Source organism: Aerococcus viridans (assembly GCF_002871935.1).
GTDB lineage: Bacteria > Bacillota > Bacilli > Lactobacillales > Aerococcaceae > Aerococcus > Aerococcus viridans_B.
In genome coordinates this window covers 21,360-36,850 of sequence record NZ_PNHQ01000010.1, presented here as the reverse complement: position 1 = coordinate 36,850, position 15,491 = coordinate 21,360, and the positions used below count along the sequence as shown (strand labels likewise).

The following is a 15,491-nucleotide window of genomic DNA, read 5'->3' as shown; positions in this document are numbered from 1 at the left end:
ATTGGAGACTTTTGGGAAGTATCGGATAATTCTGACTTTTGGAACCCAATTATAAACGTTCTTATATAGCAAAGAGAGGCTGAGACATTTTTGTCCCAGCCTCTTTTGATTAATTATACGCATCTTCCTTATTTTGGTTCAATAATAAGCATTTCTTTGGTGAAATGATTCAGGTTTTCAGTTTGTCCATCATGGGCAATGACTAAGTCTTCAATGCGAACGGCTGTATTTCCTGTTAGGTAGATACCTGGTTCAATAGAGAAAATATTACCATCTCTGATCGTATCTGTATTTGCTTGTGATACATCACCTTTTTCATGGACTTCACGTCCGATGAAATGGCCTAGTCGATGTGTGAATTGAGGACCATAGCCTTCTGCTGTAATGTGGTCACGAGCTGCAGCATCAACATTGGCAAAAGTTTCGCCTACCTTAACAGCATGAATGCCTCGTAGGTTGGCTTCTAACACAATTTCGTATACCTTTTTGGCTTCATCACTAGGTTCACCATAATAGACAGTACGCGTCATATCAGAACAGTAATCATCATGTCTACACCCAATATCAATCACAATTGAATCCCCCTGTTTAGGTAGGGTGTGGTCTGATTCGTGATGTGGATCAGCTCCGTTTGGTCCGTAGGCAATGATTGGTTCAAAAGAGAAGCCAGCATCAGCACCTTCCTCGTCGTAAATTCGTGCTAATTCATCTACAGCAGCGAGTTCATCTAAGCCAAGAGGTAAAACTTCTTCGATTAAGCGCGCCATAGCACGATCATTAATTTCGGAAGCTTTCCGCATTTTTTCTTGCTCTTCTGCTGTTTTAATCGCTCTTTGGTTATCTACCAAGTCAGATGCCACTTCAAATGTCGCTTGTGTATAGCTTTTAGCAATCGCTAATAATTGGTCAGCCCGCCACAATTTATCAACACCAATACGTAAAGGCGCGTCAGTAGCAGGGAAGTCTGTTAGGTTGGCAAAGGCTTCAGTGATGGTGTTGTTGTCATCCACCCAAGTCACGTCAATGCCAGATAATTCATCGAAAACAAATAGTTTGTTCGCTATAATTTGCGGACTTTTTTCTGGTTGGATGATGAGTAACCAAAAACGTTCCATAGGGTCAAAAACAACCCCAGTGTAATAATCAATAGATGCCTTGTCGCTAATGATTAAGGCATCTAAGTGGTAATTTTTAACTTGTTGTTGAATCGTTTTTAAACGATTGTGATGCGCTTGATTCATAAATCCTCCATTAATTGTTATAAGTATCCGTCAGAAGCGTCGTCAGAATACTGTTTCTCAGCTCCTGGGTTTTCTTCAATATATTCCTCAAATTCATGTAAGGTCATACCATCGTGTGTTTCAAGGAAATCTTCACGGCGATTTTTACGGTATTTGACCATTTTCTCTTTAAAGATTTCTCCAGTTGTAGGTGGCGTCCAAGATACTGCGTTAGCACCAGCTTCAATTACTTTACGGATTGACTCTTCATTTGGGCCACCAGTTGCAATAATCGGCACATCTGGGAAATCACGGCGAATACGTTCAACGATAGCAGCTGTTTCCTTTCCTCCAGAAACGTTTAGAATATCAGCACCAGCCGAAATACGTGCTTCAATATCATTATAGGGAGAAACAACGGTCGCGACAATAGGGGAGTCAACAGTATGTTCGATATCTAAAATATTCTCAGCAGTCATCGGTGCGTTCACCACGACCCCTTGAACACCAGTTGCCTCTGCAAAGAGCGCAATATCTACACTCCGCTTACCTTGGGTAGTACCGCCACCAACACCCGCAAATACGGGTTGACTAGCGACAGAAGTCACTGCTGAAATAATAGCAGGATGCGGGGAGAAGGGATAAACAGCTAAGACCGCGTCAGCGTTACAATATAAAATTGTCGCAGCGTCAGTAGTAAAGACGAATGATTTTAAAGTCCTACCAAATACACGAATACCGGATGCTTCGTTAATCACTTCTGGCACCATCACCATATCACTTCTGAATTGTGAAGAGATATTTTGAGAGCCGTTTTTTGATTGATTCAATACGATAACCTCCAATTTGATTAAAAGAATTGGGTTTTTATATAATGCTACTCCCATTATAGTACTTATGTAAAACGAATAACAATTTAAAAGTTTGTTCTAGCGTTTGATAGAAGGCCAAAAAACATTGTAAAAGCCTATGTTCACTTGAATCGATTGTGAAATAAAAAATAACATTTAAATCGATACATGTTAAGAAACCTATCAATAAAAGTTGACTAGTACTTAAAAAATGATTAGAATAATTTTACCTTTATGCAAAAAATGCATTTTTGCAAAAATGATTGCAAATATATAATAAAAAGAAAATCAAATAAGAAGAGGTGCTATGATGATTACATTTGAACATGTTGAAAAATATTATGGTAAGTTCCATGCGTTAAAAGACATTAATCTGAAGATCAATGAGGGCGAAGTTGTGACTTTGATTGGACCTTCTGGTTCAGGGAAATCGACTTTGATTCGGACGATTAATGCTTTGGAGAAAGTTGACTCAGGTCGCTTAATTGTAGACGGAAAAGACATTACTGACCGTAATACGGATATTCGTCAAATTCGTCGCGACTGTGGAATGGTTTTCCAACACTTCGAATTATATCCTCACATGACTGTGTTAGAAAATGTGACATTGGCACCTTTAAAAGTATTGAAGAAGACGGATAAAGATGCTCAGGACCGGGCAGAACGTTTATTACAACGCGTAAACATGTGGGATAAACGTGATGCATATCCAGGTCAATTATCTGGTGGACAAAAACAACGTGTAGCCATTGCACGTGGTTTAGCTATGCAGCCAAAAATGATGTTGTTTGATGAGCCTACTTCAGCTCTTGACCCAGAAATGGTTGGAGAAGTTTTAGACCAAATGAAACGCATTGCTACTGAAGATAATATGACCATGGTTGTGGTGACACATGAAATGGGATTTGCCAAAGAAGTATCTAATCGAACAATCTTTATGGCTGATGGTGAAATTTTAGAAGATCGTCCTTCTAAAGAATTCTTTGAAGATCCACATGATGAACGTGCGATCCAATTCTTAAGCAAGATTTTAGTCTAATCACCAAGTCACGCTTAAGGAAAGAGGGAATAAATATGAAAAAAATATGGCGAATGATGACGCTTTTGACCTTCAGCTTTTTCATGACAGCCTGTACAAGCAGTGCTGCTAGCCAACAAAATATTGCTGAGCGAATTGACAGCCAAGCATATCCTGTGATCACTTGGGGGGTAAAAGTGGACACGAACTTATTTGGTAAATATAATATCGCTGAAAATCGTATTGAAGGGTTTGATATCGATATAGCGAAAGAAATTACTAAACGAGTTGGCGGTGAGAATGCTGAACCTGAATTTGTTGAGGTCACTTCAAAAACGCGTATTCCATTACTAAAGAATGGGAATGTTGATGCTTTGATTGCTACAATGACGATTTCAGAAGAGCGTTTAAAACAAGTAGACTTCAGTCAAGTTTATTTTGATGCCGGACAAGCCCTGATGGTACCTGAAGATTCTGATATTGAAGGTGTGGAAAGTTTAACAAGTGAGGACACTGTTTTGGCCGTTAAAGGATCAACTTCTGCCCAACGTATCAAAGAAGCAGCTCCAGAGGCAAATATCTTAGAATTAGAAAACTATGCAGAAGCCTTTACAGCCTTAAAATCTGGTCAAGGGGATGCAATGACAACTGATAATGCGATTTTATTGGGTATTATAGAACAAAACCCCGGATATAAACTTGCGGGATCAACCTTTACAACAGAACCATATGGTATTGCTATAAACAAAGGGCAAGAAGATTTTTTAAATGAAGTCAATCAAGCCATTGATGATATGGTAGCCGATGGTACGTATCAAGAAATTTATGCAAAATGGTTTGGTGACGATACAGAGTCATCCATTGCAGAGTAGGAGGTTGAGTAAATGTTTGAACTATTAACTAGTTATAGTGATTTAATTATTGAAGGCTTCATCAATACTTTAATTGCATCAGTGATCGCCCTAATCTGTTCGTTGATTCTTGGTGGTTTGATGGGTATTCTCCAAACTTTAGAAAACAAAGTATTAGCCAAAATTGGGGACATCTATGTGGAATTTTTCCGTAATATTCCATTATTGATTATTGTAATGTTTTTCTATGTTGTGATTCCTTTGTATGGTGTTGATATTACCGGATTCCAATCAGGGATTATCGGGTTAACCTTGTATACATCGGCCTTCATCGCTGATGTCGTTCGTTCAGGTATCGAAGCAGTACCAAAAGGCCAAACAGAAGCGGCAATTTCACAAGGAATGACTTACATACAACAAATGCGCTTTGTCGTCTTACCACAAGCAATTAAAATTGTCATTCCACCATTAGGGAACCAATTCATTAATTTAGTGAAAAACTCTTCAATTTTAGCGATGGTAGCCGGGTTAGATCTAATGTATTACGGTGATGTGATTGCTAGTGAGACCTTTAATACATTAGGTACTTACACAATGATCGCTTGTATTTACCTAGTAATCACAGTACCTTTAACCCTATTGGTCTCCTTTATTGAAAAACGATTAGCACAACAGGACATACGTTAGAAAGGAGCAGTAATAGATGAATTTTGTAGATGCATTTCAATGGATAAATATCCAATTTTTACTTGATGGTCTATGGGTTACGCTTCAAGTAACGTTTTATGCTATTATATTTTCTTTAATTTTAGGCGCTATTTTTGGCATTATTCGTTTTATGGGGATTCCAATCTTATCAAAAATATTAGGGTTAATTGTAGATATCATTCGTAATTTACCTTTATTATTGATCATCTTCTTTACTTATTTTGCCTTACCGCAATTAGGTATACGCTTGAATATTTTCTGGGCAGCAGTGGGCGCTTTAACGATATTTGAATCAGCTATGATTTCAGAAATTATTCGGGGTGGTTTAAATGCTATTCCAAAAGGACAAACAGAAGCAGGGATTTCTACTGGATTAACTCGTGTACAAACGCTTCTGTATATTTTATTACCACAAGCTGTACGGTCAATGGCACCTTCTATTGTGTCACAATTGATTGCCTTAATTAAAGATACTTCGCTAGCTACGATCATTTCTTTACCAGAATTAACCCACAATGCGAAAATTATATACAATCAAAACACAGCTTATGTCATTCCAATGTTTATCATTATGACCTTTTTATACTGGCTCGTATGTTACACATTATCGAAATTCTCAAAATACCTATCCAAACGACGCTCAAGCAAAGCAATCGCAAAAGACGGCGCACTAAAAACACTAGGATAGGTAGGATGCGATACAGAGCGTTAAGGCAGGAGACGGTGGAAGATGTAGGGGTAGTGATGGGACATCACGTACCCTAAATCTGAAGCGGAACCCTGACTGCTCTGTAGAGCTCGACTAACAAGGTGCGACACAAACCGGTAGAAATGAACCGTTGGAAGATTAGTGCAGTGACTGACGCAGTCAGTTGCAAACTAATCTGAAACGCAGTCATTTCTGGTTTGAGGAACCCGATTAAGGTAGGATGCGATACAGGCGATTAAACAGGTATATTCAATTGAATATAAATGCACATAGAATGAAAGGTCGAGACGTTGTCTTGGCCTTTTTTTTACCTTCAATGATAATACCAAAAGAAAAATGAAAAAATTATGATAAAATAATCATATCGTGAAAATGATTCAAAAGGAGGCGGTGGATATGGCACAATCATCAATCACGAAAAGTAGTCCAGGTGGCTTATCTGGTGCATCATTGAAATGGATCGCTATGGTGACCATGATCATTGACCATCTTGGTGCAGCTATTTTGCTGCCTTTACTAAATAGTGGACAACTTGAAACCTTTCACTATTCGCTAGCTTATACAGCTTATACGTGTTTTCGCTTAATAGGTAGAGTGGCCTTTCCAATATTTTGTTTCTTACTGATTGAAGGCTTTCACCATACTTCAAATAAGCAAAAATACGCGATGCGCTTAGGGACTTTTGCTTTGATTTCAGAAATTCCTTTTAATCTAGCCATTAGTCAACAATACTTTGATTACACGCATCAAAATGTTTTCTTTACCTTATTGTTAGGCTTATTAGCTGTGTGGTTAGCTAGTAAAGAGCATAACAGATGGTTAGCTATCCTACCAATTATCGTGATGGCGGTAGTCGCGGAATTTATACAAGCGGATTATGGTATGTTTGGCGTCCTTTTAATTGGGACCCTTTATTTAAGTCGAAGCAACCGCCTCATTCAGTCTCTAGCGGGTGCCTTTCTAGTCTTATGGGAAGTGACGGCACCAATAGCCTTTGTAATGACCTACGCTTATAATGGCTTAAGAGGACGATACAATGCTTCATGGTTATATTGGATTTATCCTATTCACCTATTGATCTTTGGCTTAATTGCTCGATATATCATTCTATGAGCCATTCATATATATAAGAAATAATAAAACTTGAGGAGAATAATATGTTAGACAAAATTGATTTTGCAAAGTATTTACCACAAATGATTGAAGACATCCAAGGATTGGTACGCATTCCATCTATTCGTGATGACCAAGCAGCTACTTCAGAAGCTCCATATGGACCGGAAGTTCGTAAAGCCTTGGCTTTCATGCATGGATTAGGGGAGCGCGACGGTATGAGAGTTGGTGATGTTTATCCTTATACGGTCCATATTGAACCTCAAAATAGCGGTTCCAAGCAACGTGTAGATATCGTGAGCCACATTGATGTGGTACCTGTTGGGGCCTCATCAAATTGGACGAAAGAACCATTTGGTGCCGAAATAATCGATGACCGTATGTATGGTCGTGGTACATCAGATATGAAACGTAATGCGATTTTAACCTACTATGCAGCGAAAATTTTACAGGATTATCAAGTTCCCTTGAAAAACAATATTCGTATCGTCATTGGCTCTGATGAAGAATCAGATATGACAGATATTCCACAATATGTAATCAAAGAAGGCGCACCTGACTTTGCGATTACCCCAGATGGCCAATTTCCATTACAAATAGGGGAAAAAGGGGCTACAACTTGGAACTATGCTGGTGAGTTAAACTTGAATACCATCATTAAAAGCATTGTTGGTGGTGCTGGTGCTAACGTAGTAGCATCTGAAGCAACTTTTATTATTGAAGGGACGCCAAACCCAGGATTAGAAGCCTATGCCAAAGATAAGGGTTGGTCAATCGCTATTCAAGAGGATAATGGGGATACCAAAATGACAGTGTACGGTATTTCTGCCCATGCATCTACACCTGAAGTAGGGGATTCAGCGATTACCCGTGGTTTTGAAATCATCGCGAATAATTATCATGACGCTTTTGCAGATAAATGGACACGTTTATTCCGCCTATATGATGGATCTGGATTTGGCATTGCACGTGATCACCAAATTATGGGCCCTTTAACGATCAATCAAGGTGTCATTGAGAAAACAGAAGAAGGTCACATTAGTTTCACCATCGATGTGCGTTATCCAGCGAATATCACTGAACCAGAATTGACAGCAGCGTTCACTAAAGAATTTCCTGATATTCCATTTGTAAAATCATTTGATACACCTCCGATTCTTTCCGATGTTAATCTACCAGCCAATCAACTATTGCTAAATACTTTCCATCAACATTTCCCAGATCATCCTATTGAACCTATTATCTCTGGTGGGGTATCATATAGTAAAGTAATGCCAAATTGCGTATCATTTGGAATGAACTTCCAGCATGATGCACATGTAGCACATCAAGCGGATGAGTATATCGAAATGGATACATTAGAAGCGTTATTAAAACTATATACAGATGCTTTCATCCAACTTGGTCAAGCAGATCAATTAAGATAGGAAGATAAATAAAGGAGTCATATGGTGAACGAAAAAGAATTAGTTGGGGTAGCAGCGGCACAGTACGTTGAAGACGGCATGGTTGTTGGGTTAGGAACAGGCTCTACAGCTTATTATTTGATTACGGCATTAGGTAAACGAATGAAAGAAGAAGGCTTAAGGTTCACTGGTATACCAACATCTATTCAGTCTGCTGAATTAGCTGCTAGTTTAGATATTCCCATTGCTTCATTAAATGATGTGGCCAAAATCGACTTAACAATAGATGGGACCGATGAATTTGATCCACAATTAAATGGCATTAAAGGTGGCGGTGGCGCGCACTTGATTGAGAAAATTATCGCAGTGAACAGTGAACGCGTTATTTGGATTTGTGACCATACAAAACAAGTAGATCAATTAGGCGCTTTTCCCTTACCAATAGAAGTGATTCCAGCAGCTAGTCAACACTTATTCTATGCATTTGAGGATAAAGGTTATGCACCAACATTTCGTTTATCCCCAGATGACAATAAATTTGTGACTGATTCAGGTAACTTTATTATTGATCTTCATTTAGAGAAAATTGTAGATGCAACCAAGTTAGCGGCCGAGTTAACGCAAATGGTTGGTGTTGTTGAACATGGCTTATTCTTAGGCATAGCGGACAAAGTGTTAATGGCCAAAGATGGGCAAGTCGTAGAATTTAATAAGTAGTATTTGATAATAAAAGCGAGCTAAGGAAAAATGCCTTAGCTCGCTTTTTCTATATTTATTTAGTTGGTTTTGCTTCAAACTCATCATGTCATTGCAAATGTTGCTCCAAACTGCTATTTATAAAAAATGTCAATAAAACAAGAAAAAAATTGTTTTTTGACATTTTAAAAGATAAATGTATTAGATCACTATGCCTTATCGTCATCAGAATTTAGAAAACTTTGTACAATAGTGAAAATGATTAAGACTAGATACCATAGGATTTTACGGTTTCTTTTCTTTTGTGCCTTACTCGTTGGCATGTGGCCACCCCCTATAAATAAATAACTTTTTTGATATGTTTTATTATACCATGAACAAGATAAAAAATTAAAGCAATAGCCTTTAGAATTGTATCCCCTTACATTTTTTGTTAAAAAATTGCATTAATTGCCATTTGCCCCTTGAAAAAGCGCTTCCCATTATGTAGAATGTAATTGAATGAGCGTAAGCGATTGCTCATAAATATATAATGCGAATTTATATCACGCGAAAAGGAGTATTATTATGGAAATGAGTTTTAGATGGTATGGACAGGATGATCCTGTTACATTACAACAAATCCGTGAAATCCCTGGTATGCAAGGTATCGTTACAGCAATTTACGATATTCCTGTAGGGGAAGTTTGGCCAATGGAGCGTATCGAACAACTTAAGAAAGATGTTGAAGATGCAGGTCTACATATTTCAGTAATCGAATCAGTACCAGTTCACGAGGATATCAAACAAGGTAAACCTAATCGTGACCAATTAATCGAAAACTACAAAACAACTTTAACGAACTTAGGTAAAGCAGGAATTCCTGTGGTTTGCTATAACTTTATGCCAGTATTTGACTGGACTCGTTCTGACTTAAACCATGACTTACCGGATGGTTCTAAATCGTTAGCATTCATTAATGAAGATGTTGAGCGTATGGATCCAGTTGAAGGTGAACTGTCATTACCAGGTTGGGATTCTTCTTACACCAAAGAAGAAATGAAAACTATTTTAGATTACTACCGTGATAACGTAGATGAAGCTAAACTTTGGGAAAACTTAGAATACTTCATTAAAGCAATCATGCCTACTGCTGAAGCTGCTGGCGTAAAAATGGCTATTCACCCAGATGACCCTCCATACTCAATCTTTGGTTTACCACGTATCATTACTGACCAAGAAGCAGTTACGCGTTTCTTAGACATCTATGATTCAGAATATAATGGTATTACTATGTGTGTTGGTTCTTACGCTTCTGATCCTAAGAATGATGTTTTAGCGATGACTAAATCAGCATTAGAACGTAACCGTATCAACTTCATGCATACGCGTAACGTTAAACGTGGAGACTGGGGCTTCCAAGAAACAGCACACTTATCTGAAGCTGGTGACATCGACATGTACGAAGTAATCAAAATGTTAGTCGACCATGACTGGCAAGGTGCATTACGTCCAGACCACGGTCGTCGAATTTGGGGTGACCAAACAGTAACACCAGGTTACGGTTTATATGACCGTGCATTAGGTGCTACTTACTTCAACGGTTTATATGAAGCAGCAATGAAAGCTGCTGGTAAAACACCTAACTTTGGTACTACTAAATAATTAACCGTAGCAAAGACAATGAATTACTGGACTTCCAGTAGATAAGAAAGAGGTAATGAATAATGGCAAACCAATTTACTCATGACTTTACAGGTAAAACAGTCGTATTAACAGGTGCTGGTGGTGTATTAGTTTCTAAATTTGCAGAAGCTTTTGCTCAAGCAGGTGCTAACGTTGCTTTATTAGACTTAAACGCTGACGCAGCGCAAGCACGTGCTGACGAAATTAACGCTTTAGACATCCCTGGTAAAGCAATCGCTGTAGCATGTAACGTATTAGAAATCGATTCAATCAAAGCAGCTAAAGAGGCTGTAGATGCTGAATTCGATGGTACTGACGTATTAGTAAACGGTGCTGGTGGTAACAACCCTCGCGCAACTACTGACAACGAATACCATGAATTAGACTTACCGGAAGAAACAAAAACTTTCTTCGACCTAGACCAATCAGGTGTTGAATTTGTATTTAACTTAAACTTCTTAGGTACTTTATTACCAACTCAAATTTTCGCTAAAGACATGATTGGACGTGAAGGTGCGAACATTATCAACATTTCTTCAATGAATGCATTCACACCATTAACAAAAATTCCTGCATACTCAGGTGCTAAGTCAGCAATCTCTAACTTCACTCAATGGTTAGCGGTTCACTTTGCGCATGTTGGGGTTCGTGCTAATGCAATCGCTCCAGGTTTCTTAGTATCTAACCAAAACATTGACATGATGTTTGAAGCAGACCACAAAACATTGAAACCACGTGGTGAGAAAATCATTAATGGTACACCAATGGGTCGCTTTGGTGAACCAGAAGAGTTATTAGGTGGTTTATTATTCTTAGCTGACGAAAAAGCCGCAAGCTTCGTAAACGGTGTTGTATTACCGATTGATGGTGGTTTCGCTGCTTACGCTGGTGTTTAATTCTTCAATAAAATTAAATCATACACATACAAAATAACTGGAGGGCTTTGGCAGGGGTATCATATCAATGCTCAAAGCCCTTTTTCTGTTAAACATAGGAGGAATATGAATGGCAGTTTTACCAAATGAATTTACAAAACAAAACCAATTCTTAGTTTGTGTTGACTCAGATGGTTGTGCAATGGATACCATGAACGTTAAACATTTTGAATTTTTCGGACCAATTGCTGCAGATGTTTTTGGGATCGAAAATAAAGAAGCCTTCCAAGAAGACTGGAATCGTGTAAACTTATTTTCATCTACTCGTGGTGTAAATCGTTTTACAGCTTTGGTCATGTGTTTAGATGACGCTGCTGCCGCTGGCGAATCCATCATGAATATTGATGCATTACGTGACTGGGCTAACTCAGCAACTTCATTATCAAATGCATCATTAAAAGAAGCTATCGAAGCAAATGAGGAACCTTCACTAGTGACAGCTTTAGACTGGTCTAACAAAGTAAATGAAGGTATTCATACCGAACTTACTGGACGCGATGAACCATTCCCTGGTGCTAAAGCAGGTTTAGAAAAATTGGCAGAAGCAGGAGACGTAGCCATCGTTTCTTCAGCTAACTCTGAAGCGTTACAATCTGAATGGACTCGTCATGACTTGATGCCTTCAGTTGACGTTATCTACGGTCAAGAAGCTGGTTCAAAAGCAGATGCAATTGCTGACTTATTGAAACATGGTTATGCAAAAGATGAAATCTTAATGGTTGGAGACGCACCTGGTGACTTAAAAGCAGCGCAAACAAATGGCGTTCTTTACTACCCAATCTTATTTGGAAATGAAGAATTCTCGTGGGACCGTCTACGTAATGAAGCGTTAGCTAAATTCAACAACAAAGAATATGCTGGTGAATACCAAGATAAAGTGATTGGTGAATTCCAAGACTTATTAGCAAAATACGACGCATAATTTCATCAATTAAATCAATGTATGCAATTTAGGAGGAATAAAAATGGCAAATAAAGCAGAAACAGTTGTACAAATGCAAAAAAACTTCTTATTCGCAGTAGTACGTGGCGAATCTGAACAAGCAGGTTACGAAATCTCTAAAGCAGTTTACGAAGGTGGGGTTAAAAACATCGAAGTTACTTTCTCAACACCTGGAGCTGAGAAAGTAATGGCTCGTTTATCAGAAGAATTTGCGGGTACTGACATGGTTGTAGGTGCAGGTACTGTTTTAGATGCAATTACTGCACGTATCTCAATCTTAAATGGGGCACGTTTCATCGTTTCACCAACATGGGTGCCTGAAATTGCTGAAATCTGTAACTTATACACAGTGCCATACTTACCAGGTTGCGGTACTGTAAGTGAAATCCAACAAGCATTAACTGCAGGATGCGAAATCGTTAAAGTGTTCCCAGGTGGTGTATTAGGTTCTGGATTTATTAAAGATGTCCATGGTCCATTGCCACAAGTTGAAATGATGCCATCAGGTGGCGTTAACATCGACAACATGGAAACTTGGATTAACAATGGTGCATGGGCAGTTGGTGTTGGTTCAGCTTTAACTAAACGTTACAAAGCTGATGGGGCGGACTCTTGTCGTGAAGAAGCACAAAAATTTGCTGATAAATTAGCAGAAATCCAAGGCGGAAAATAATATGCGCAAAAAGGTTGTGACGCTTGGAGAAATCTTGATTCGCTTAACAACAAATGACAGCGAACGCTTTTCTCAAGCGCAAAAATTAGAAGTCACATATGGTGGGTCTGAAGCGAATATAGCATCTACTATAGCGCATTTAGGTATGTGGGCTAGTTTTATCACAGCTGTACCTGATAACGAATTAGGGAACAGCGCCATTGAATTTATGCGTAAAAATGGGGTACACACTGGCTACATGTTACGTCAGGGTGACCGTTTAGGTATATATTTTGCTGAAAAAGGGTACTCTATTAGACCGTCTAAGATTGTTTATGATAGAAAGAATTCCGCTTTTACAGAATCTAAGATCGATGATTATGATATGGATCTGATTTTCGAAGATGCAAACTGGTTCCATACTTCTGGTATCACGGCAGCCTTATCAAATAACTTATTTGATTTAACCAAGGCTACTATGCAAGAAGCTAAAAAACGTGGTTTAAAAGTCTCTCTAGACTTAAATTACCGTGCAAGTCTATGGGATTTTGAAGTTGCCCGTGAAAAAATGGCAGAATTATTACCGTATGCAGACATTTGCTTTGGTATTGAACCTTTATTCGTTCCGGATGAAGACGGCAATGACTATAAGGATACGAATAATATTAAGCGACCATATGATTTCGATAACATAGATGATACGCTTGAATATATTTGTAATTATTATGACCTAGAAGCGATTGCATTGACAAAACGTCGTGTGATTAATGCAAATCGTAATATCTTACAATCTTATATGTATGCGAATAAAACACTCTATGCTTCTAAAGTGTTTGATGTAGATATTGTTGACCGTATTGGTGGAGGCGATGCCTTCGCTGCTGGTTTAATATACGCGATTAATTCAGAAAACTATACGCCTAAGGAATGCGTTGAATTTGCCAATGCAACATTTGCACTGAAACATACCATTCCAGGGGATATGGGCATTGTGACGCTAAGCGATGTTCACCAATTAATGAATAGTGATGAAGGCTTCGATGTAAGTCGTTAGGCAACTATTTTTCAATCGAAAGGAGAACTTTACAAGATGGCTTTTATTAATGAAGACTTTATGTTACAAAGTGAAACTGCAAAACATTTGTATCATACTTATTCTGAAAACCAACCAATTTTTGACTACCACTGTCACCTATCACCACAACAAATCGCTGAAGACTATACATTCAAAAATATTACTGAATTATGGTTAGGTGGCGACCATTATAAATGGCGTGGACTACGGGCAATGGGGATTCCAGAAGAGAAAATTACTGGGAATGCTTCAGATGAAGAGAAGTTCCAAGCATGGGCTGAAACTGTTCCAAATACAGTAGGTAACCCATTATTCCACTGGACTGCATTAGAGTTAAAACGTTACTTTGACGTTGACGAAATGTTATCTGCTGATAACTGGAAAGAGATTTATGATGCAGCTAATCAAAAATTAAAAGACGAAAACTTAACTGCTCGTCAATTAATTAAAAATTCTAATGTCACATTTATCTGTACAACGGATAACCCTTATGACACATTAGAATTCCACAAACAAATTGCGGAAGACGATACATTTGACGTTACTGTTGTGCCTGGTTTCCGTCCTGATGAAGCTTTTGCAGTTGGCGAACAAAAATTCATTGACTTCTTACCAAAAATGGAACAGGCAAACGGCATTAAAATTGATTCATTTGCTAAATTAGTGGCATCTCTAGAAGACCGTATTCAATACTTTGCTGACCACGGTTCAAACATTTCTGACCACGGTTTAGCGAAATTAGTATTCCGTCCAGCAACGAATGAAGATGCAGAAGCCGTTTTTACAAAAGCTGTGAACGGTGAAGCCATTTCAGAAGATGAATATGGTCAATTCCAAACCGCATTAGTACGTGAATTAGGTAAAATTTACAATGCTAAAGGTTTTGTGATGCAATTCCACTTTGGGGCAATCCGTAATAACTCTGAGCGCTTATTTAAACAATTAGGTCCAGACGCTGGTTTAGACTCAATCAACGACCAAACGCATGTTGCTGAAGCTTTAAACGGCTTATTAAACGAAATGGATAAAACAAACGAATTGCCTAAAGTTATTCTTTACCCATTAAACCCAGCATACTTTGACTTAGCAGCAACCACTGCAGCGAACTTCCAATCTAATGACAAAGGCATCAAGAGTCGCGTGCAATTAGGTTCAGGTTGGTGGTTCAACGATACGAAATACGGTATGTTGAAACAATTCAAAGCCCTAGCTGAAGGTGGCTTACTCATGAATTTTGTTGGTATGTTGACGGATTCTCGTTCATTCATCTCTTACACACGTCACGAATACTTCCGTCGTTTATTCTGCGACTACATCGGTGACTTGGTTGAACGTGGTGAAATTCCTAATGATGAAGCATTATTAGAAAAATTAATTACGAACGTTTCTTATAACAACGCAGTAGAATATTTTGACGCTGCTGACGTCGTGTCAAAATAAAACATTTTGACAAATAATGACCTGTAACTAAAGTATTCGCCCAATTGACCAGACAGTTTCCATCTAGGAGAGGCATGACAACTCTGTTGTGTCTCTCTTTTTTCATGAAAAAATGTTCAGAATTTCCTAAGAATGCTACAAATGCGGATAGAGAGAGGAAACTATGATAGAATGAACAGTGATAAATTACGTTATCCGTAAAAAATGAT

The 15,491-nt window shown here is 38.3% G+C and carries 15 protein-coding genes; 13 read left to right on the top strand and 2 right to left on the bottom strand.

The features are described from left to right. Positions 1-128: 128 nt before the first annotated feature. Together CJ191_RS05205 and CJ191_RS05200 are read right to left on the bottom strand one after the other, a co-directional pair. On the bottom strand, positions 129-1,241 hold the full coding sequence (locus tag CJ191_RS05205) for a M24 family metallopeptidase (RefSeq protein ID WP_102199185.1): 1,113 nt from the start codon (positions 1,239-1,241) through the stop codon (positions 129-131). Positions 1,242-1,258: 17 nt separating this feature from the next. After that, a complete protein-coding gene (locus CJ191_RS05200) occupies positions 1,259-2,050 on the bottom strand; it encodes a hydrolase (protein WP_257994128.1) in 792 nt (263 codons plus the stop codon). 331 nt (positions 2,051-2,381) lie between these two features. On the opposite strand from CJ191_RS05200, the gene CJ191_RS05195 reads away from it, so the two are divergent. From CJ191_RS05195 to uxaC, 13 genes are all read left to right on the top strand, one after another. Continuing rightward, entirely contained in the window at positions 2,382-3,110 is a 729-nt protein-coding gene (locus CJ191_RS05195; protein WP_070467597.1) for an amino acid ABC transporter ATP-binding protein, read from the top strand. A gap of 35 nt (positions 3,111-3,145) precedes the next feature. Then, complete coding sequence (locus tag CJ191_RS05190) at positions 3,146-3,961, top strand: transporter substrate-binding domain-containing protein (RefSeq protein ID WP_070467599.1); 816 nt, start codon at positions 3,146-3,148, stop codon at positions 3,959-3,961. Positions 3,962-3,973: 12 nt separating this feature from the next. Beyond that, a complete protein-coding gene (locus tag CJ191_RS05185) occupies positions 3,974-4,627 on the top strand; it encodes an amino acid ABC transporter permease (RefSeq protein ID WP_070467601.1) in 654 nt (217 codons plus the stop codon). Positions 4,628-4,643: 16 nt separating this feature from the next. After that, entirely contained in the window at positions 4,644-5,336 is a 693-nt protein-coding gene (locus CJ191_RS05180; protein ID WP_070467603.1) for an amino acid ABC transporter permease, read from the top strand. Between the two features lie 417 nt (positions 5,337-5,753). Beyond that, a complete protein-coding gene (locus tag CJ191_RS05175) occupies positions 5,754-6,470 on the top strand; it encodes a TraX family protein (protein ID WP_102199184.1) in 717 nt (238 codons plus the stop codon). A 44-nt stretch (positions 6,471-6,514) separates the two neighbouring features. Next, on the top strand, positions 6,515-7,897 hold the full coding sequence (locus CJ191_RS05170) for a Sapep family Mn(2+)-dependent dipeptidase (RefSeq protein WP_102199183.1): 1,383 nt from the start codon (positions 6,515-6,517) through the stop codon (positions 7,895-7,897). A 21-nt stretch (positions 7,898-7,918) separates the two neighbouring features. Next, complete coding sequence (gene rpiA, locus CJ191_RS05165) at positions 7,919-8,593, top strand: ribose-5-phosphate isomerase RpiA (protein WP_102199182.1); 675 nt, start codon at positions 7,919-7,921, stop codon at positions 8,591-8,593. Positions 8,594-9,139: 546 nt separating this feature from the next. Beyond that, a complete protein-coding gene (gene uxuA / locus CJ191_RS05160) occupies positions 9,140-10,216 on the top strand; it encodes a mannonate dehydratase (RefSeq protein WP_070467611.1) in 1,077 nt (358 codons plus the stop codon). Positions 10,217-10,278: 62 nt separating this feature from the next. Continuing rightward, entirely contained in the window at positions 10,279-11,133 is an 855-nt protein-coding gene (locus tag CJ191_RS05155; protein WP_102199181.1) for an SDR family oxidoreductase, read from the top strand. 109 nt (positions 11,134-11,242) lie between these two features. Continuing rightward, on the top strand, positions 11,243-12,094 hold the full coding sequence (locus tag CJ191_RS05150) for an HAD family hydrolase (RefSeq protein WP_070467615.1): 852 nt from the start codon (positions 11,243-11,245) through the stop codon (positions 12,092-12,094). Between the two features lie 43 nt (positions 12,095-12,137). After that, positions 12,138-12,788: a bifunctional 2-keto-4-hydroxyglutarate aldolase/2-keto-3-deoxy-6-phosphogluconate aldolase gene (locus tag CJ191_RS05145; RefSeq protein ID WP_070467617.1), complete on the top strand. Its 651-nt coding sequence runs from the start codon at positions 12,138-12,140 to the stop codon at positions 12,786-12,788. A 1-nt stretch (position 12,789) separates the two neighbouring features. Further along, positions 12,790-13,821, top strand: coding sequence for a sugar kinase (locus CJ191_RS05140; RefSeq protein ID WP_070467618.1), 1,032 nt, complete (start codon positions 12,790-12,792; stop codon positions 13,819-13,821). Positions 13,822-13,857: 36 nt separating this feature from the next. After that, positions 13,858-15,282, top strand: coding sequence for a glucuronate isomerase (gene uxaC / locus CJ191_RS05135; RefSeq protein ID WP_102199180.1), 1,425 nt, complete (start codon positions 13,858-13,860; stop codon positions 15,280-15,282). The last annotated feature ends 209 nt before the right edge of the window (positions 15,283-15,491 follow it).